Here is a 19,990-nt window from a genome sequence, read left to right on the forward strand (position 1 = left end):
CCTTGTTGCCTGTCATTCCGATAAACATCCCGATGGTTTGGTTACCAACCGGAAAACCTGTCGTTTGGTTGGTTATATTTAAATAAGTGTTAATAGAATTAAACTCGTGCAGGTGTAATGTTGTTCGAGGTACATAGGCTTCGCTCCAACCAAAGCCTATACCTATTTTATTTTTATGGTACAACCATACATTACACTCCGAATATGAACATAATATTGAATATTGAGAAAACATTTTCAAAGGCGTAAATGCCATATAACTAATTGACAATAAATCTATTGCCCCCCCCCATGTATATTCTGAAGGGCTTTACGAACGTTTGATTGGCTAATAAAACGCATAAGTTGATAAACTAATTTTTTGCAAAGGTAAAGCATATTTTTTTTATTGTCAAGAGGCAAATTTTTAAACTACGTTGTTATTGTATAGATGGTTGGTTTGAATTTACAAATGGTAGTTGTTATTGTATAGTTGGTAAAATTGCAGATTGAAAAAGTTTTTGATTTTTTATAAATCAGAATAATTGCAGACTAAAATCAGTTTACTTCTTATGCGAGAAATAAACAACCTATTAATTCTGGTGTTCTTGATGATTTTTATCGTCAGGGAGTTTACAACATGGAGGTAATTCTTCGTATGCAAATGGGTCGGCTTTTAAATCGTCTGCCTGATAGCCTACTTTTGAGATGGCTAAACGAATTTTATCCGGAGATGTTTTTTGGGGATTGTAAACAACTGTTACTTCTTTTGTTTTAAGATCAAGATTGGATGAATAGATACCTTTTTCGTAAGCTAACGCTTTTTCGATTCGTTCCTTGCACATTCCACATTGAGCCGATGTTTTAATTTTAATTTCGCTTTTGTTTTGGGCATGAACCATAAAAGTTGCGATAAGAAATAAAATAAAGGTTAATAATTTAGATTTCATATACATTAAGATTTAGTTAGTTTATATCGAATACCAATGTAAAATAGACGTCCCATAATAGGTGCATAAACCATTGATGCATCAAAATAGTTTCCAAATGGGTCGTCCGGAGCTATAATAGGGTGATGTTGGGTATAATTAAGCAAATTTTCAACACCTGTATAAGCATCCCACTGTTTAAAACGACGGGTAAGCTGTACAAATATCATTGTATAAGCCGGAGCCGATGAAGGGATTTGATAAGCATTTGGATTTGTAGAATAATCCGGCAATGACGCCGAACTGTTCCATTGTGTAGTAATGTCAATGAGCCATTTTTCGTACCTTGTTGCATACGATACCGTAAAAAGTGCCTTAAACGGAACTACTAATGGCTTTTGAATTAAATGACTGGTATAGCTTTGTTGTACATCGTTATAGCGACCAATCAAAGTTAAATCAAGGTGTTTTATCGGATTAGCGGTTAAGTTAATTTGATAACTATTGCTATAACTTCTACCTGTAAGTTCGTAAATACTAACTTTTTGAGGATGGCTAACATTGTCAACTACAACCTGACTTGTAAATTCGGTTCTAAAAGCATCAACAACAATTTGAATGCTTTTTTCGTCGTTTATTTTTATTTTATGCGAAAAGCTTAAGCCTGCATTCCATGCTTGTTCGGGTTTTATAGGGTTAAGAAAATACCATTTTCGTGCACTTACCATATAACTTAAATTTTCAGCTACGGGATAAGCAAAATGAGTGCCTTTTCCGCCAGAAAGACGCAAGGTTGTATTTTCGTTTATTTCGTATTTAAAATGAAGGCGAGGCGTATAAATCATTCCATACAAAAGGCTGTAATCGGCTCTAAAGCCGAACATTAAAGTAATGATTTTTTGATAATCGTAAGTGTATTGAGCAAATATGCCAACTGTTTGATTGTTCATATTGAAAAGTGTGTCAAGATTGCTTACCTTCATTTTTTCATCAAGTAACGAGGCATTAAAGGAGGAACCAAGGTCAATTTTTTGGTCTTCTTTAAACAGATAACTATGGTAAATTAAGTTTGCATAAAGGCTTTTTTCGTCTGCATTATAATTATTTAAGCCAAAGAAAGCATCCTGAATATGATAAGCACCAGCAATTTGAATTCCTATGCTGGTTTCGTGTCGAGGTAGAATAAAGCCATGCTTAGTGATGAGCTCAAAACGTTGGGTATTTATTCCTATTCCATATTTTTGTTGAGAGTTTTTGTCTGTTTTAGGATTAAATGACGCTAACCCTCCGGTTTTATCGTCTAACAAAATTTTTATTCCATATTGAAAATGTAATTTTCCTTCTTTTTCGTAATTAAATCGCTGAAATACGTTGAGTTGTTTAGATAAGGGAATGTCCAAAAAATGATCGTGGTTGTGGTCTTGTTTAAGCAATTGCGATTCTGTATGAAGCAAAGTCATTATTGAAAAATTTTCGCTGATTTTTTGGGCAATATCTAGATTCATTTCACCTCTTCCTTCGTTATTGGCATAAACATTTAAAAATAAGGGGTCAGATAAATGAGGTTTCTTAAATTCTGCATTTATTTGACCTGTAATAGATTCAAAGCCATTTATTACAGATGAAGTCCCTTTAGAAACCTGAATAGATTGCATCCATGTTCCGGGTACGTAAGTTAAACCGTATGAATAGGCTAATCCTTGCAATAAGGGCATATTTTCACCCAACAACTGCGTATAACTTCCTGCTAATCCAAGCATTTGAATGTGTTTTGCACCGGTAACAGCATCGCTGTAATTTACATCAACTGTTCCACTATTTTCGAAACTTTCGGATAAATTGCAACAAGCCAATCGTTGTAATCCAGTATTAGTAATAATTTCAGTTTTAATGGGGTTAAGTTTATCAATGTGTTCTGCCTTTTGACGAGCAGTAACTTCTACCTCATTAAGTACTTGAATGGACTCGAGTACTATTTTTATGTTATTTTGTCCATCGACAATACGGAGCGTATCGGATTTATAACCCACAAAACTAACAATTAAATAGTTGGTTTCGGGAATGGTCGTTAGTTTAAATTTTCCGTTAGCGTCTGTAGTTGTACCTTTCTGAGAATCTTTCCAATAAACACTAGCTCCAACAAGTGGTTCAAAATGTACACGCCCTGCTTCTTTATGCTTTTCGTAAACATAGCCTGTTAATATATTTTGTGTAAAAGTAGCATTACTTATTAGTAATACTGAAAATAAAATAATAGAATTATAGCGGTTATTCATAGACCGCAAAGATAAGTAATTTATTAATCTATTAAAATGATAGAGTTTTTTTTTGTTTATTTAACAACTAATCGTGCAGTTTTGCGGCTTATTTCTTTAATAATGATTTTGTTATTACCAATAACTTTTTTTATAGCTTCATCAGTATAATGTCGTATAGTTATTAAAGTTAAATCTGTATTATACAATACATCGAATTGATTTTTCATAGCTTGTAAAAAAGCATTTAGTTTTCGCTCATCATAATCAACGCAAATACTAAAGCTTACTGCCGATTGCTGCATTAGGTTAACTTTAATTTTATGTTTTGCCAAATAGCTAAATATAAGACTAATATTATTTTCGGCAATGAACGAAAAATCTTTAGGCATGATAGAAATCAATACCTGATGATATTTATAAATAAAGATAGGAGGTAATGCGATTTTCTCGTTTAAATTCTGAACTACGGTCCCTGCTTCTTGAGGAGCAAGAAAAGGCTTTACCCACAAAGGAATATTCTTGTTTTGAAGAGGTTTGATAGTTTTGGGATGAATGACTTGTGCTCCATAATAGGCTAACTCAATGGCTTCTTTGTAAGTAATTTTGTCTAATTTAACAGCCTCAGGAATAATGCGAGGGTCGGCGTTTAAAACACCCGGTACATCTTTCCAAATGGTTACTGCATTGGCATTGAGCATATAAGCCAAAGCTGCAGCAGTGTAATCGGAGCCTTCTCTGCCCAATGTAGTTGAATCGCCCATTTCGGTACCTCCTATAAATCCTTGGCAAAGATGTATGCCTTTTGTTTGAAAACATTGATTGATTTTAGGTGTAGATTTATCAAATAAAACACTGGCTTCTTTGTAATTCGCATCTGTGATTAATAACCTGCGAATGTCCCACCATGTTAAGACGATGCCTGCACTTCGCAAATAATGTTCTACAATTTTAGATGAAATAAGTTCACCGTATGAAACAATTTGGTCGTATTCAAAATCGATATTGGATGAGGGTGTTGTATTTATTTTTTGTTCAAGTTTATTAAACCAAGTTTGGACTTCTTGAAAAACATTATCTGTTTGTTTAAATAACGAATTTAATATGTTAAAGTGAAATGTTTTTATTTCTTGTAAGGCCTCATATTTTTGAATGCTATTTTCTATGTAATAACGGTAAACCCATTCCAAGGCATTGGTTGTTTTACCCATTGCCGAAACAACAATTACCAAATGTTCGTTCTGATATTGTTTAATGATGGTTCCAACTCGTTCAATGCCTTGTGCGTCTTTTAACGAGGCACCGCCAAACTTAAATATTTGCATACAGTAAATTTTGTGCTAAGGTATGAAATACCTATGCAAAATTCAAAAATAGAGTGTCCCAAAAATTTAAAAAATGACAGAAATATAATTTTATTTCAAGTTTTACAAATTAAATAAATAAAAAATTTTTATGTAAAAAAATATTAAACTTTATAAATCCTGAAATACTCTTGCTAATGAAAACCCCGGTGCTTTAATGGTTAAATCGAGAAAGTATCCAAAAGGCGTTTGATAAACTTCAAAGCCAACATTTTTAAGTCGCTCTTCAATTCGGTTAAAAAGCTCAAGTGTAAATTCTGGCGTAGCTTTACTCTCTGATAGGTGTGCAAAAGAATGTAACACTATTTTGTTTGTATTATTCTTGCGACATATCCATTTAATATTATTCAAAAGTTTTTTAGTAACGTCGTGTTCGGGTAGCATATCTTTTTCTTCGGCTTGAATAAAAGCCACTTGCACTTCATTAAAATTTTTCGATTCGTTTACGTCAGGAAATTTTTCTAATGCTTTTACCGTAGGAGTATAGCCAAATTCTGTACAATAAATAAACAATACTTTCATAATGAACATTTTTGCAAAAATAGGGATACTGTTTAAATATGCCAAGTAAATTATTCTGATTAACTTTGCATGAAATTCATTTAAAGATGGTAAAACTATTAAACATTGTAGGCGCACGTCCACAAATTATTAAGGCGGCTGCTTTGAGTCGTGCAGTAAAAAAATACTATGCTCATCAAATTGAAGATATCATTGTACATACCGGGCAGCATTACGATTATAATATGTCTCAAGTGTTTTTTGAAGAGTTAGAAATACCCAAGCCACATATAAACATGGGAGTAGGGAGTGGCAGCCATGCAACTCAAACAGCCCAAATAATGTTAAAAACTGAAGAGATTATTCAATCTGAAAAGCCCGATATTGTTGTGGTTTATGGAGATACTAACAGCACTTTAGCAGTAGCAATAACAGCTGCCAAAATGCACTATCCGGTTGCCCATATTGAAGCTGGTTTACGTTCGTTTAACAAAACAATGCCCGAAGAAATTAATCGTATTACATGCGACCATGTCTCCACTTTGCTTTTTGCACCTACTCAAACTGCTATAAACAATTTGAAAAACGAAGGTTTTAAATTAACCCAAACGACCTTTGATATTGACCATCCTGCCATTTTAAAGAGTGGCGATATTATGTATGACAATGCTCTTTATTTCAGCAATAAAGCCACTAAACTTGCTTTTTTAGATAAAATAAAAGGTGAATTTGCATTGGTAACTATTCATCGCGAACAGAATACCGATAATATAGATAATCTGAAGCAAATAGCAAGCCTGCTAGTCCAAATTGCCGATGAGCAACAAATCAATATTGTTTTTCCTATTCATCCACGAACAGTGAAAGCCTTATTGCAACATTTGCCCGAAATGAAAGCTCGATTAGATACACATCCGCTCATTCATTTAATAGAGCCGGTTTCGTATTTAGAAATTCTTGCTCTTTTAAAGTCTTGTAAAATCGTAATGACCGATTCAGGCGGTTTACAAAAAGAAGCATATTTTATGCAAAAGCCATGTATTATTTTACGAACCGAAACCGAATGGGTCGAAATTGTTGAGCAAGGAGCGGGGAGAGTTACTGATATAAACCCGATAAAAGTAAAAGAAGCGGTGCAGTATTTTATACAGCATGCAGATGATTTAAAATATGCACCTGTATTTGGCGATGGTCATGCAGCTGAATTTATTTGCAAAAACATATTGAATTATTTGAATGAATAACATTTGCGAGACTTTTGCATCTAATTCGTGCTATATACTAAAAAACAACAGGCTGCCCTTTTGAGACAGCCTGTTGCTATTTTTTGTTTTATTTTACCATATTTTTAGGCGGTTTTCGGGTTTTACATAACGTTTGTCAGTAGGTTTAATGTTAAATGCCGTGTTAAATTCTTCGAAATGATAAATTGGAACATTTACGCGAACTTCGGCCGGTGAGTGAACGTCTTCTTTCAGACGGCGTTGCAATTCCTGTAAGCGGATATTTTGCCTCCATACATTGGCAAACGACAAATAAAAACGTTGAATGGGTGTAAAACCATCAATAGGCTGTTCATTGCCTTTAAAAGTTTTCTTTAATGCATCAATGGCCAAACTTAAACCACCCATATCGGCAATGTTTTCGCCTAAAGTTAGCTTACCATTAACATTTAAAGAGTCGTTAATTTTATAGGCTTCGTAAACAGGAATAAGTTTATCGGCTTTAGCTTTAAAATTAGCGGCATCTTTTTCGTTCCACCAATCATTGAGATTACCGTTTTTATCGTACTGACGTCCTTGATCATCAAAACCATGAGTCATTTCGTGACCAATAACTACACCTATCGCTCCATAGTTTACAGCATCATCGGCTTTGGCATTAAAGAAAGGCGGTTGCAAAATAGCAGCCGGGAATACAATTTCGTTCATATTAGGGCTATAATATGCATTTACAGTTTGTGGATACATATCCCATTTCTGGCGATCGACGGGTTTGTCAATTTGCGAAAGCATATAATCCACATCAAAACGTTCTGCTGCTAATACATTTAATACAAAAGGTTGTTCTTTTATTTCAACCTGAGAATAATCTCTCCATTTATCGGGATAACCAATTTTTAAGTTCATAGCATCAAGTTTCTCAACAGCTTTTTGTTTGGTTTCGTCGGTCATCCAATCGAGTTTTTGAATATGTTCACGGAACGTAGCTTTTAAGTTTTTAACCAATTCGAGCATTCTGGTTTTTGATTCTTCGGGAAAATATTTTTGTACATATAATTTGCCGACTGCTTCTCCTAGCATGTTGCTTGTTAGTTCAACTACTTTTTTCCAACGGTCTTTCATTTTAGTTTTACCAGATAATACGGTACCATAGAAATCAAAACTTGTTTTTTCAATATCTTTATTCAAATAAGATGCACAATCGTTAATCAAATGGAAAGTATAATATTGTTTCCATTGTTCTATTGGGATAGATTTGTACATTTTATTCAATTCAGTAAAAAAGTTGGGTTGACCAATATTGAGTGACTTAATATCGCTTTTGCCCAATGCAGTAAAATATTCGTTCCAATTAAAATTGGGAGTGAGTTTTTGCAATTCTTCTACGGTCATTTTGTTGTAAAGTTTTTTGGGGTCACGCATTTCAACACGTGTCATAGATGCTTTAGCCATTTGAGTTTCGATATCGAAAATGTTTTTGGCTATTTTTTCAATTTGATCTTCTGGATAAAGTTTGGCCACTTTTAACAAATTAACAATATATTTCTGATATTCATCGCGTAACATTTTCGAAACATCGTCTTGGCTAGTGTAATAGTCGCGGTCGGGTAAGCCTAGCCCACCTTGAAAGATTTGAGCAATAACCATTTCGCTGTTTTTCTCATCTTGTCCAGCATATAAATAAAATGGAGCAAATATGCTATTATGATGCATTTTGCCAAGAAAAGCAGCAAAATCCTTATAATCTTTTAGTTGGTTAATTTCATCAAAATAAGGTTTTAAAGGTTCGATACCACTTTTTTCAATGGCATTGGTATCCATTCCAGAACTATAAAAGTTCAAGATTTTCTTTTGTTCGTCGTTTAAATCTTTTTTCTTTGTAAGCTCATCGAATAAATCTTTAAGCATTTGGGTATTCTGCTGATCTAACTGATTAAAAGCTCCATAAACAGAATACTCGTCTGGAATCGGATTGTTTTTTTTCCATCCACCAATGGCGTACATATAAAAATTATCGCCCGGTTTGTAAGTGGTATCCATATTAGCTAAGTCGATACCCTCATTTTTTTTACCATTGGGCTCGTTGAGTGAACAACCGCCTAATAATAAGCCACTTAAAGCTACAATTGACATAAAATTGTTTATTTTCATAAATAATTAATTAATTTGGTTCAAAAATAGTTATTCTATGACGAAAAAATACATGATAAGTTACAATTTGATTATTTCATTAATTTATTTTAACTTTGGAAAAAAAAGCTATGAAATAGCCATGAGAATAAATTCACAGCAACCGAAAATGAAATTATCACTCACAAATAAGCCTTGCTCTTTATTCGAATGGCGTATTCCATGTGACCTTAATTTAAAAATTAAAAAATAATTACACATGAAAAAATTTGTATTTTATACATTACTAATTGGACTAATGGCAACTCTTTCATGTAATAAAGAAGAAGGACTTTCAGAAGAAGAAATTATTCAAGGTTTAAAAGAAGCCTTAAAAGTTGGTACCGATACCTCGAGCACCAATTTACATAAAACCGATGGGTATTACGGCGATCTTGCAGTAAAAATTTTCTTGCCTCCCGATGCTCATGGAGTATTGGAACATCAAAACGATCCGTTACTACAAGCAGCCGGAATCGATCAAAAAATAGAACAACTAATTTTATCATTGAATCGTTCTGCCGAAGATGCTGCCATCGAAGCCAAGCCCATTTTTGTTGATGCAATAACCACAATGAGCATTAGCGATGCTTCCTCTATTTTGCATGGAACCGATTCGGCAGCTACTTTATATCTGAAAGCTAAGACACGTAGTCAGCTTTTTAGTGTTTTTATTCCAAAACTTCAGGTGTCTTTAAACAAACCATTAGTTGCCGGTATGACAGCTTATGAAGCTTGGGAACAATTAAAATCGGTTTACAACCCTTTGTGCAATCCTATAACCGGATGGCAACCCATTACTAGTAACCTTGATACCTTTGCTACCAATAAAGGTTTAGACGGTCTGTTTATTAAAATTGCCGAACAAGAAAAACTTATCAGGCATAACGTCTCGTACCAAGTTAATGATATTTTAAGAAAAGTATTTGGAGAATAATTTTCGTATTTATTACCATTTGTCTTTTCCGTTTTTTTCCTCTTATTTTGCAGAAACAATATAAACCATGCAATTTTTTAATTGGTTAAAAGAAAAAATTTCGAACAGGCTATCGGTATTGTATAAACCTTTAATGCTTTCGAAATACAAACAAGGAAGTATAACACTAAAAAATGTTAGAATTAGTAATACTACTTATATCCATGCAAAAGAACATTTAGTTTTAGCCGATCATGTATTTATTGGACATTACAATTTTATTGAAGCTAGTAACGGAATTGTTATAGAAGAGGGTTGTCAAATCACAAATTTTGTTAGTATTACAAGTCATTCGAGCCATATTTCTATTCGCTTATACGGTGATGAATATTCAAATTACAGTGATTTAAAAGGCTATATAAAAGGACCCGTTTATATTGGTAAATATTCTTATATAGGACCTCATTCGGTTATTATGCCCCATACCAAAATAGGAAAGGGAAGCATCGTTGCAGCTTATAGCTATGTTAAGGGTGAGTTCCCTGATTTTTCTATTATTGCTGGTAATCCTGCAAAGGTTGTTGGTGATACACGTCAATTAGATGAAAATTATCTTAAAGAAAATCCAAATCTAAGAACCTTTTACAATAAATGGGCAAGTCAAAAATAGATATTAAACAATACTCCAATTCACCTTTTATTAAAAGCGTTTTTACCATTTTTACAGGTGGAGCTTTTGCTCAAATCATACCTTTTCTTGTTGAACCAATTCTTACCCGAATATATACACCAGACGAATTTGCTCTTTTTGCACAGTTTGTAAGTTTTACAACATTATTTACCATTATTGCTACAGCACGTTACGAATTAGCTATTATGCTACCCAAAACAGATAGAAAATCAATTAATGTATTTGCTCTATCGCTTATCATTTCGATGATCGTTACCATCGTGTCTTTTATTATTGTTTTATTATTTCGATTTCCCATTGCTCAATTTTTAAAAAACGAAAAATTATCTATTTTTCTTTGGCTCACTCCAATTGTAGTTTTGTTTGCCGGTTTGTATCAGTCGTTAAATTATTGGTCGCTTAGAAATAAACGTTTTGGGTTAATAAGCTTATCGCGTATTGCTCAAACCACAATCAATTCATTAGGTAACATTTTGTTAGGTTTTATTAAATGGGGAAGCAAGGGACTTATCGTTGCTTATATTTTAGGTCAATTTGCTGCTTTTTTTGCATTTATTGGTAAATTTTTCATAACTGACAAAAGAACAACGAAACTTATCAATAGAAAAGAAATCAAAGAAATGGCTTCCCAGTATGCCGATTTTCCCAAAATAAATAGCTTGCATGCCTTTACCGATATCCTTCAGCAAAGCCTAGTAATTTTCCTTTTAAGCTATTTTTTTACATCAGATGACGTTGGCTATTATTCTCGCACTTTTCGTTTATTAATAGCTCCGGTTTCGCTTATTGGCTCGTCGGTAGGTCAAGTCTTTTTTCAACGTGCTTCGAGTGAATTTGCTAAAGGCAACAATATTCGCCCTTTTGTAATTAAAAATCTCAAAATGATGGTGTGGATTGCGATTCCTTTTTTTATAATGATTTTTGTTTTTGCACCGCAAGTTTTTGGTTGGTTTCTGGGAAAAGGATGGGAACAAGCTGGATATTATGCCCGTTATATCTCACTATGGTTAACGATGAGTATTTTAATTAGCCCAATTAGCACTATTCCATTAATTATAGGAAAGCAAAAGCAAGCATTCTTACTTAGTTTATTGGGTAATTCGCTAATTATTTTATCGGTATGGACAGGTGGCTTTTTTTATAGTGATATAAAAATCAGTTTAATGCTAATAAGCATTACTATGTTTTTATACTTTTCGTTTGTTTTGTATTGGTTTGTAAAAATTTCGGGGAGGCAACAATGAAAAGAGTTTTAATGATAGGATTACCATATTTTACAATTAATGTGAAGTCAAATTTATTTAAATTCGACACCAATCATCAATACATCGTATTAAATACCTATTACAAAATTTGGGATAAAATAAGGTATTTATTTTTGCTTCCTTTTTGCCAAACGGTTTATTCTATCAATGGCACCATTGATTATAGTTTTGCTCTTTCGTTAGCCATAAAATTAAAAAAGAAAGTGGTCATGCATTGGGTGGGCAGCGATATTATTGCCGCTCAAAAAGCCTATGCTGAAAATAAATACAAAAAAGCATTTATCGAAAAAGCAATACACCTAACCGATACGCCATGGTTTGTTGCAGAATTATCAAAAATTGGCATCAAAGCTAAATTTCAATCTTTAATTTTGTTTGAAAAAATGGAGCCATTTAAACCCTTTCCTTCTGTTTTTTCAGCATTAATTTATATTCCTCAAAACAATCAAGAGTTTTATGGCATTTATAAACTCAAAAATATTGTAAAGCAATTACCTTCTATTCAATTTGACGTTATTGGCACCGAAAAACCTATCATTGATATGCCTTCAAATGTAATATTTCATGGATGGGTTAACAATACAAAATCGTATATCCAAAATTCTTATGTTTGTATGCGATTCCCTGAACACGACGGTCTCTCATTCTTTGTATTAGAAGCCCTGTCGCAACAGCGTTATGTTATTTATAATCAAAAACTTGATTATACTTTATTGGCTCAAAATGAGAACGAAGTAGTAGATCGATTAAAACAATTAAAAGACTCTTTTGATTCGGGCAATTTAAAGCCCAATTTGGAGGCTGCTCGTTGGGTTGAGCATCATTTTTCGTCTGAGAATTTTATTAAACTGATCGATTATTTAACTGTATGAAATAGCCATGAGAACAAATTCACACCAACCAAAAATTAAATTATTACACATAAACAAGCAATACTATTTGTTCGAATGCTGTATTCCATCTCATCATACTGACGAGACAAGTTCTACCCTTTATTTAAAAATTAAAAAATAATTACAGATGAAAAAACAAGTCATAATCATATCGTCCTATTTTCCACCCATAATATCGGTTGCAAGCAATAGGCTACATGCATTTGCCAAGTATTTAGATAAAAATGAATTTGAAGTTAGTGTTATTTTTCCATACAACGGTGAAGTTAAGAAAAACGAGGATTCTATTCAATTATTCCCAATAAAAAACACAAGCTTTCTTAAATATTGTTCGTTCAATAAAAATACAAACTTTATTCTACACAAATCTAAAGCTTTATGGAACCGAATTTTAATACATTTAAATATAGCTCAAACCGGCAATTTCGAGAAAAAAGCATATAAAAAAGCTTACGAACTCATTAAATTAGAAAATAACTTCATTGTTATTTCTTCATCGCCTTATTTTGAGAATCACCTAATAGCTAAAAGGTTAAAAGACAAGTTCCCAAATGTTAAATGGATAGCCGATTTAAGAGACGCTTTAAGTAATAATCCTTATATACCTGATAATCAAACAAAAAAACATCACATTGTAGAAAAAATAATTCTTTCGCATGCCGATGCTATTACTACTGTTTCATTGCCCATAATTGAAGAATTACAAACAAAGAATAGCAGAAATATTCCTATTATAGAAATCAGAAATGGATATGATTTTGAAGCTCGGTTAAAGTTTCATTACAATGATTGTTTTACCATGGTTTATGCAGGCACTTTTTACGCAAACCGTACTCCAGAAACCTTTTTTGATGCATTAAAATCGTTAATAAAAGAACAGCAGATTACTGACGTTAGGCTTGTATTTTTAGGTAGCACATCAGGTATTAGAATACCCGATGAACTTTATCCTATTGTTGAACGATATGATAAAATTCCATACAACGAGGCCGTTAATATTATTCAAAATGCAGATGCGTTGTTGCTAATACACCCACCCACAACATATAAAGGTGTTTATACCGGCAAGCTTTTCGATTATCTTGGAGCCATGCGTCCTATAATAGCGGTCGTTGACAAAACCGATGTGGCAGCTCAACTTATTCAAGAATGCAATGCCGGATTTGTTGCCGATTTTAATAATATTGAAGCAATAAAACAAGCATTAATGAAAGCATTTAATCTTTGGAAAAATCGACAAACGCTTAACTACAATCAAAGGCTTATTATGATGCATCATAGGGCTTATCAGGTGAAAATTTTAGAACATTTAATCAGACAGTTATACCGTGAATAACAAAGTGAGATATTTGCTAATGGGCAATGCCGAAAGCCCCCACCTGATAAAATGGGCGAGGGAATTGATTAAGCATGTAGATTTGTATGTGCTTTCTTTTCAGGGTATTGATCCTGTTTTTTATTCGTGGTTAGATAAAAATAAATGCATGAGCTTCGACCAAAAAATCAGTGTCGAAGGTGGTAATTTCCATTTAATAAAATTATTGCCCAAAATCAGGCGAATCATTAGACAAATAAAACCCAATTACATTAACGCTCATTATATCACAAGTTACGGTTTTTTAGCCGCTTTAGCAAAACCACAAGATTCAAAGCTCATACTTTCAGCATGGGGTAGTGATATTTTGGTAACTCCATTTGAATCAAATCTCAAGAAAAAAATAACACAATACAGTTTAAAAAAAGCCATTCTTATTACATCTGACTCGCAGTATATGAGCGAAAAAATAAAACTCCTTTACCCCAAAGCCAATATTTCTACTTTTCCATTTGGACTTGAAAAATTGCCGGAATGTAGTATTAAAGATAAAAATCCGTGGCTGTTTTTCTCAAACAGAGCTTTAACGCCCAATTATCGAATAGATTGGGTAATTGAGTTATTCAGTGAAATTTGCAAAACAACTCCAGAAGCACGACTTATTATTGCCAACGACGGTAGCGAAAAGGAGAACCTGATTCAAAAAGCTTTACAACTTGGAATTAAAGATAATATTGAGTGGGTAGGTTTTATCAATGCTGATAAACAAGCCGAAATATATAAAAAAGCCAGTTATTTTTTCTCACTTCCTATAAGCGATGCGACTTCTGTATCTCTTCTTGAAGCAATGGCTTATGGATGTGTTCCTATCGTTTCAGATATACCTGCTAATCGAGAGTGGATAATTCATTTAGAAAATGGTATCATATTAAAAGAAGATGCGAATATAGTTAATTTACTTAAACAAGTTAACTCTTCGCATCTCTTTAAACAGAATAGAATTATTATAAACGAAAAAGCTATATTTCCTAAGTCAATTGAAGAGTTTATATTAAAATTAATAGAAGAATGAAATCAAAAACTCTCATCATATTAACTCAATATTTTCCACCCGAAGTAGGTGCACCACAAAATAGACTATACGAATTAGCAATACATTTACAAAGAGCAGGCTTAAATATTATTGTATTAACAGCTATGCCTAATTATCCTCAAATGAAAAAACATAAAGGGTATCGCTGGAAAATTTATAAAAAAGAAGAAATAAACGGATTGAAAGTGTATCGAAGTTGGATATTTGTTTCTTCGTCCAAATCTATTTTTGCAAGACTTTTAAACTATTTTTCATTTGTATTTTCGTCTATTTTTATAGGTTTGATAGTATTACCTAAAAGCGATTTTTTGATGGTTGAGTCACCACCACTGTTTTTAGGTATTTCGGCATATATTTTAAGTCGTTTCAAAAGAGCAAAAATGATTTTTAATGTGTCTGACTTATGGCCCGAAAGCGCCGAAAAACTTAAATTGGTTACAAATAAAACAATTCTTAAATATACCTATAAGTTAGAAGCTTTTTGTTACCAAAAAGCAGTTCTAGTAAGTGGACAAACACAAGGAATTTGTACAAATATCAATCTGCGTTTTCCTGAAAAAAAAACTTTTTGGCTTCCTAATGGTGCCGATCTATCGTTTTTTACCCCCCAAAACCAATATTCTTTTTACCTTAGAAAAAGTTTAAATTTTACACAAAACGATTTTATATGCCTTTATGCAGGTATTCACGGTCATGCTCAAGGACTCGAAACCGTTTTGAAAGCTGCAAAAAAATTACAACACATTGAAAATATTCGTTTTGTTTTTGTGGGTAGTGGTCCTGAAAAAAAGCATTTAATAGATATGGCTAAAGAAGAAAAAATTTTAAATACATATTTTATCGATACGGTTGATAAAAAAACAATGCCTGAAATTTTAGCTGATATCGATATTGCATTAGTACCATTGCGAAAATTAGAACTATTCGAAGGAGCAATACCTTCAAAAATTTTTGAAACGTTAGCGATGGAAAAACCTATTATTCTTGCTGTAGATGGCGAAGCCAGAAAACATTTTGTAGAAAAAGCCCAAGCTTGTTTTTATGTTGAGCCTGAAAATGATAATGATATGGCTGATAAAATACTATATGCCTATAATCACCGCGATGAAATTAAACAAATGGGAAAAAATGGCAGAGAATATGTTAACAATAATTTTAATCGTACTAAAATAGCCCAATCGTTTTACAATCAATTAACAGAATTATGATCAAATATTTTTGTTTATTATTTTCTTTAAATATTATTTTTTCGTTAAACGCACAAGAACACATTTCGCCCGATTCTATAAAAAGAATGTACAAAAATGCTGATATAATTTTTACAGCCATCGTTATTTACGAAAATATTATTGGCAATACTACTGGCGAAGAAAAAATGATTGATTTTGACATTACCGAAATCCAAAAAGGTAAAGATTATAGCCGATTGATGGTTTATACCAACGACACCATGCAATTTGAGCAAGGAAAAGAATATTTGGTTTTTGCCCAAAAAGATAAAATTTCCAACCGTTACAATCTATTTTTTGCTGAACATGTTTGCAAGTCGTGTACTAACTACACCATCAAAAAAGTTTACGAAATAGTCGATAAAACACCCTTTAAAACTATTAAAAAGCCACGCGATAAAACACCCTGGAACCAACGTGGGTGCGGATGTCATTAATATACTTCATACTCATTAAAAGTGCATTCAATCTTACCATTTAACAAATTAATTTTCTTTTTCGGCTTGAGACTCATAAATTTAGCGTATTCTTTGCTCATTAATAGCCATATACGATTCGATTTGTAATTGAATTTTAGCTGTGTTCCAACATTGTTGTAAAAATGGTTGATATTTTCTACTTCAATACGTTCGTCGTAAGGCAGATTTGAAATTATATATCCATTTTGAAAAGGAATATTGTTTTTTAGAAAATCGTTTTCAATAAAAAGTGTCGATTGTGAATAAGGAAGTTTTTGAATACTTTTTTTAGCAGCTAGTAGTACTCGATCGTCCATATCGGCACCCACAATTTTCAATTTTGCATTTTTTATTTCACTTTGGGCTTTTTCGCGAACTTTTTTCCATAGATCTTTATCAAAATCGGTCCAATTCATAAACGCATATTGATTGCGCAAATATCCTGTCGGGATGTTGTTGGCTTCGTATGTTGCTTCAATAGCAATGGTTCCACTTCCGCACATAGGATCGAGTAGGGGCATATTGCTATTCCAACCGCTTAGCTTCAACAATCCTCGTGCTAAAACTTCGTTGAGAGGAGCTAAGCCTTGGTAATCTCTATATCCTCTGCGATTTAATGTATCACCTGAACTATCGAGCGATAGAGTTACTTCTAAATCGGTAATATGAATGTTAATAATAACTTGAGGTTTTCGGGTATCTACAGCAGGGCGTTCATTAACTTCTTTACGAAAACGATCAGCAATAGCATCTTTGGCTTTTTGAGCTAGAAATAAGCTGTTTTTAAAACGTTCTGTAAGTAACACCACATCTACCCTAAACGATTTATCCACTGTAAAATATCGATGCCAAGGAACATCATATATAAATTGATAGAACTGTTGCTCATTACTTACTTTTTCGTAGTAAATTTGTTGTAATATTCGCAGACCAAGAGAAAGCGTATAATTTGCTCTATACAAATCTTCTAAATTTCCAATAAAAGAAACTGCTCTTCTTAGCAATTTGGTTTTTTGAAAACCTTTTTCTATCAACTCCTTATATAGAACTTCTTCGAGTCCTTCAAAGGTTTTAACAATAAATTTCATTTATTCTTCATCAGAATTTCCGACAGCTTTAGCATCTGAAACTATCTTGAATGTCAATTCTTCATTTTTTTGACTATATCCTACCATTAAAATATCGCCGGCTTTAGGTTGATGCTTAATGATTGCTTCTGCTAATGGATCTTCGAGATACTTTTGTAATGCACGTTTTAGTGGACGAGCACCAAATTGAACATCGAACCCTTTTTCGGCAATATATTCTTTTGCTTTGGGTGTCAATTTTATTTCGTATCCTAATTGTTTTACTCTATTTAATAAGCCTTCAAGTTCAATATCAATAATCTTATTAATATCTTCACGAGTAAGTGAATTAAATAAAATAACATCGTCAATTCGATTTAAAAATTCGGGAGCAAAAGTCTTTTTTAAAGCATTTTCAATAATGCTTTTTGCTTGTATATTAAATGATTCTTTTCTGGCTTTAGTTTCAAAACCCACACCGCGACCGTATTCTTGAAGTTGACGAGTACCAATATTACTGGTCATAATAATAATAGTATTTCTAAAATCAACACGACGCCCAAGGCTATCTGTTAGTCGGCCTTCATCAAGAACTTGTAGTAAAATGTGAAATACATCGGGATGAGCCTTTTCAATTTCGTCAAGTAGCACAACAGAATAAGGACGGCGACGCACTTTCTCGGTTAATTGTCCACCTTCTTCGTATCCAACGTATCCCGGAGGCGCTCCAACTAAACGCGAAACACTAAATTTTTCCATATACTCGCTCATATCAATGCGAATAAGGTTTTCGCTGTTGTCAAATAAGTATTCGGCAAGAACTTTAGCTAATTGTGTTTTCCCAACACCGGTAGGACCAAGGAAAATAAAAGTGCCAATGGGTTTATTTGGATCTTTTAATCCAGCTCTATTGCGTTGAATAGCTTTAACTATTTTTTGTATAGCTTCGTCCTGACCAATTATCTTACCTTTTATTTCTTCAAACATATTAAGCAAGCGATTCCCCTCTGATTGAGCAATACGCTGAACAGGAACACCGGTCATCATAGCTACAACTTCAGCCACATTTTCTTCGGTAACCGTTTGACGGTTTTTATACATATCTTGTTCCCATTTTTCTTTTTCTTCCTGAATTTTGGTTTGCAACGAGCGTTCGGTGTCTCTGAGTCTTGCAGCAGTTTCAAATTTTTGTTGCTTAACTGCATTTTGTTTTTCAGTTCTAACTTTTTCAAGTTCTTCTTCTAACTTTGTTAAGCTTTCTGGAACTTTAATATTTTTAATATGAACGCGTGAACCGGCTTCGTCCATAGCATCAATTGCTTTATCGGGCAGCAGACGGTCGGTAATATAACGATGGGTTAATTTTACACAAGCTTCTAATGCTTCTTTTGAATATATAACGGAGTGATGATCTTCGTATCGTTCTTTAATATTATTAAGAATAGTAATGGTTTCCTCTATCGAGGTCGGATCGACAATAACTTTTTGAAAGCGACGTTCTAAAGCACCATCTTTTTCGATGTACTGACGGTATTCATCAAGAGTGGTAGCACCAATACATTGAATATCACCACGGGCTAAAGCGGGTTTAAGCATATTGGCAGCATCGAGCGAACCGGTGGCACCTCCAGCACCTACCATTGTATGAATTTCGTCAATAAATAAAATGATATTGGGATTTTTTGAAATTTCACTCAATATAGCTTTGATACGCTCTTCAAACTGTCCTCTGTATTTGGTACCAGCAACAATTGCAGCTAAGTCTAAAGCTACAATACGTTTATCAAATAAAATACGTGATACTTTTCGTTGTATTATACGCGTGGCAAGACCTTCGACTATTGCCGACTTACCAACACCAGGGTCTCCTATTAAAACAGGATTATTCTTCTTTCTACGACTTAATATTTGTGATAAGCGTTCAATTTCCATTTCTCTGCCTACAATAGGATCAAGGCGTCCTTCTTCGGCTGCTTTAGTTAAATCGATACCAAAATTATCTAAAAAAGGAGTATCGCTATTACTACTCTTTCCTTGTCCACCAGGGTTATTGCGCGATGAGCCAAACAAATTTTTATCATCATCATCATCACCTTCGTCCGATTGCATTCGAGGCGTTTCGCCTTGCAACATCGTTTTTATTACTTCGTAATTAAGGGAATATTCAGATAAAAGATTTGTAGTATAACATGTTTCGTCCTTTAAAATGGCTAGTAGCATGTGAATGGTATCAATCTCTTTGCTTTTGAGTGATATTGCTTCTAAATTCATTAATTTTAATATTCTTTCTACTCCTTTTGAAACCGGCAATTGTTCCATTTCATTCATATGGAGTGGTTCATCTTTTTTTAAATTGCTTTCTATTTTTTTTCGAATATCTGTCAAATCGATTGGAAAAGCATTGAGAATATGAAGTGCTTCAGAATCGCCATCGCGAATAATACCTAAAAACAAATGATCGGTAGTAACAATTTCGTTACCTAATCGAACAGCCTCTTCGCGACTATAAGTTAATATGTCACTAATTTTGGGTGAAAATCTTGCTTTCATATATAAAAACTTGCCTAATACACCTCAAAGATAAAGAGAATTATTCAAAACAACAATGTTTTCGAGTACATTCTTTAAACATCGACTTGTTAA

General features: G+C 33.3%; 17 protein-coding genes. 9 read left to right on the forward strand and 8 right to left on the reverse strand.

All coding sequences use genetic code 11. The features are described from left to right. The 5 genes from HPY79_06575 to HPY79_06595 form a co-directional block, all read right to left on the reverse strand. The coding region (locus HPY79_06575) for a hypothetical protein (GenBank protein ID NSW45459.1) at positions 1-256 on the reverse strand (256 nt) is incomplete at its 3' end. 316 nt (positions 257-572) lie between these two features. Beyond that, the gene (locus HPY79_06580) at positions 573-929 is read right to left on the reverse strand and encodes a heavy-metal-associated domain-containing protein (protein ID NSW45460.1); all 357 of its coding nucleotides are present in this window, start codon (positions 927-929) and stop codon (positions 573-575) included. Between the two features lie 5 nt (positions 930-934). Beyond that, positions 935-3,184 carry a TonB-dependent receptor gene (locus tag HPY79_06585; GenBank protein NSW45461.1) on the reverse strand — a complete coding sequence of 750 codons (2,250 nt, stop codon included), beginning with the start codon at positions 3,182-3,184 and terminating at the stop codon, positions 935-937. Positions 3,185-3,240: 56 nt separating this feature from the next. Next, positions 3,241-4,488 carry an aspartate kinase gene (locus tag HPY79_06590; GenBank protein NSW45462.1) on the reverse strand — a complete coding sequence of 416 codons (1,248 nt, stop codon included), beginning with the start codon at positions 4,486-4,488 and terminating at the stop codon, positions 3,241-3,243. A 150-nt stretch (positions 4,489-4,638) separates the two neighbouring features. Then, the gene (locus HPY79_06595; GenBank protein NSW45463.1) at positions 4,639-5,049 is read right to left on the reverse strand and encodes a hypothetical protein; all 411 of its coding nucleotides are present in this window, start codon (positions 5,047-5,049) and stop codon (positions 4,639-4,641) included. An 86-nt stretch (positions 5,050-5,135) separates the two neighbouring features. Between HPY79_06595 and wecB the strand changes: the two genes are divergently transcribed. After that, a complete protein-coding gene (wecB, locus tag HPY79_06600; GenBank protein ID NSW45464.1) occupies positions 5,136-6,272 on the forward strand; it encodes a UDP-N-acetylglucosamine 2-epimerase (non-hydrolyzing) in 1,137 nt (378 codons plus the stop codon). Between the two features lie 93 nt (positions 6,273-6,365). Here the strand turns inward: wecB and HPY79_06605 are convergent, their stop codons facing one another. After that, complete coding sequence (locus HPY79_06605) at positions 6,366-8,384, reverse strand: M13 family metallopeptidase (GenBank protein NSW45465.1); 2,019 nt, start codon at positions 8,382-8,384, stop codon at positions 6,366-6,368. A gap of 256 nt (positions 8,385-8,640) precedes the next feature. Between HPY79_06605 and HPY79_06610 the strand changes: the two genes are divergently transcribed. The 8 genes from HPY79_06610 to HPY79_06645 all read left to right on the forward strand — a co-directional run bounded on the left by HPY79_06610 (position 8,641) and on the right by HPY79_06645 (position 16,259). Then, the gene (locus HPY79_06610; protein NSW45466.1) at positions 8,641-9,357 is read left to right on the forward strand and encodes a DUF4197 domain-containing protein; all 717 of its coding nucleotides are present in this window, start codon (positions 8,641-8,643) and stop codon (positions 9,355-9,357) included. A gap of 67 nt (positions 9,358-9,424) precedes the next feature. Beyond that, the gene (locus HPY79_06615) at positions 9,425-10,006 is read left to right on the forward strand and encodes an acyltransferase (GenBank protein NSW45467.1); all 582 of its coding nucleotides are present in this window, start codon (positions 9,425-9,427) and stop codon (positions 10,004-10,006) included. Further along, positions 9,988-11,271 carry an oligosaccharide flippase family protein gene (locus tag HPY79_06620; GenBank protein ID NSW45468.1) on the forward strand — a complete coding sequence of 428 codons (1,284 nt, stop codon included), beginning with the start codon at positions 9,988-9,990 and terminating at the stop codon, positions 11,269-11,271. Before HPY79_06615 ends, HPY79_06620 begins: the two co-directional genes overlap by 19 nt. Further along, positions 11,268-12,164, forward strand: a complete 897-nt coding sequence (locus HPY79_06625; GenBank protein NSW45469.1) for a hypothetical protein — start codon at positions 11,268-11,270, stop codon at positions 12,162-12,164. Before HPY79_06620 ends, HPY79_06625 begins: the two co-directional genes overlap by 4 nt. 148 nt (positions 12,165-12,312) lie before the next feature. After that, positions 12,313-13,521, forward strand: coding sequence for a hypothetical protein (locus tag HPY79_06630; GenBank protein NSW45470.1), 1,209 nt, complete (start codon positions 12,313-12,315; stop codon positions 13,519-13,521). Between the two features lie 4 nt (positions 13,522-13,525). Next, positions 13,526-14,572, forward strand: a complete 1,047-nt coding sequence (locus HPY79_06635; GenBank protein ID NSW45471.1) for a glycosyltransferase family 4 protein — start codon at positions 13,526-13,528, stop codon at positions 14,570-14,572. Then, positions 14,569-15,801, forward strand: a complete 1,233-nt coding sequence (locus HPY79_06640; protein ID NSW45472.1) for a glycosyltransferase family 4 protein — start codon at positions 14,569-14,571, stop codon at positions 15,799-15,801. The genes HPY79_06635 and HPY79_06640 overlap by 4 nt, the downstream gene beginning before the upstream one ends. Beyond that, entirely contained in the window at positions 15,798-16,259 is a 462-nt protein-coding gene (locus HPY79_06645; protein ID NSW45473.1) for a hypothetical protein, read from the forward strand. Before HPY79_06640 ends, HPY79_06645 begins: the two co-directional genes overlap by 4 nt. On the opposite strand, the gene HPY79_06650 is transcribed toward HPY79_06645, so the two are convergent. Beyond that, complete coding sequence (locus tag HPY79_06650) at positions 16,256-17,368, reverse strand: class I SAM-dependent RNA methyltransferase (protein ID NSW45474.1); 1,113 nt, start codon at positions 17,366-17,368, stop codon at positions 16,256-16,258. The two genes, HPY79_06645 and HPY79_06650, sit on opposite strands and share 4 nt — an antisense overlap. Continuing rightward, on the reverse strand, positions 17,369-19,897 hold the full coding sequence (locus tag HPY79_06655) for an ATP-dependent Clp protease ATP-binding subunit (GenBank protein ID NSW45475.1): 2,529 nt from the start codon (positions 19,895-19,897) through the stop codon (positions 17,369-17,371). Between the last annotated feature and the right edge of the window lie 93 nt (positions 19,898-19,990).

The organism is Bacteroidales bacterium, assembly GCA_013314715.1.
Lineage (GTDB): Bacteria > Bacteroidota > Bacteroidia > Bacteroidales > GWA2-32-17 > Ch61.

Bases quoted from the DNA above. Each gene is read 5' to 3' on its own strand.
- HPY79_06580 (NSW45460.1), bottom strand. From the start codon at position 929: ATGAAATCTAAATTATTAACCTTTATTTTATTTCTTATCGCAACTTTT.
- HPY79_06585 (NSW45461.1), bottom strand. From the start codon at position 3,184: ATGAATAACCGCTATAATTCTATTATTTTATTTTCAGTATTACTAATA.
- HPY79_06590 (NSW45462.1), bottom strand. From the start codon at position 4,488: ATGCAAATATTTAAGTTTGGCGGTGCCTCGTTAAAAGACGCACAAGGC.
- HPY79_06595 (NSW45463.1), bottom strand. From the start codon at position 5,049: ATGAAAGTATTGTTTATTTATTGTACAGAATTTGGCTATACTCCTACG.
- wecB (NSW45464.1), top strand. From the start codon at position 5,136: ATGGTAAAACTATTAAACATTGTAGGCGCACGTCCACAAATTATTAAG.
- HPY79_06605 (NSW45465.1), bottom strand. From the start codon at position 8,384: ATGTCAATTGTAGCTTTAAGTGGCTTATTATTAGGCGGTTGTTCACTC.
- HPY79_06610 (NSW45466.1), top strand. From the start codon at position 8,641: ATGAAAAAATTTGTATTTTATACATTACTAATTGGACTAATGGCAACT.
- HPY79_06615 (NSW45467.1), top strand. From the start codon at position 9,425: ATGCAATTTTTTAATTGGTTAAAAGAAAAAATTTCGAACAGGCTATCG.
- HPY79_06620 (NSW45468.1), top strand. From the start codon at position 9,988: ATGGGCAAGTCAAAAATAGATATTAAACAATACTCCAATTCACCTTTT.
- HPY79_06625 (NSW45469.1), top strand. From the start codon at position 11,268: ATGAAAAGAGTTTTAATGATAGGATTACCATATTTTACAATTAATGTG.
- HPY79_06630 (NSW45470.1), top strand. From the start codon at position 12,313: ATGAAAAAACAAGTCATAATCATATCGTCCTATTTTCCACCCATAATA.
- HPY79_06640 (NSW45472.1), top strand. From the start codon at position 14,569: ATGAAATCAAAAACTCTCATCATATTAACTCAATATTTTCCACCCGAA.
- HPY79_06645 (NSW45473.1), top strand. From the start codon at position 15,798: ATGATCAAATATTTTTGTTTATTATTTTCTTTAAATATTATTTTTTCG.
- HPY79_06650 (NSW45474.1), bottom strand. From the start codon at position 17,368: ATGAAATTTATTGTTAAAACCTTTGAAGGACTCGAAGAAGTTCTATAT.
- HPY79_06655 (NSW45475.1), bottom strand. From the start codon at position 19,897: ATGAAAGCAAGATTTTCACCCAAAATTAGTGACATATTAACTTATAGT.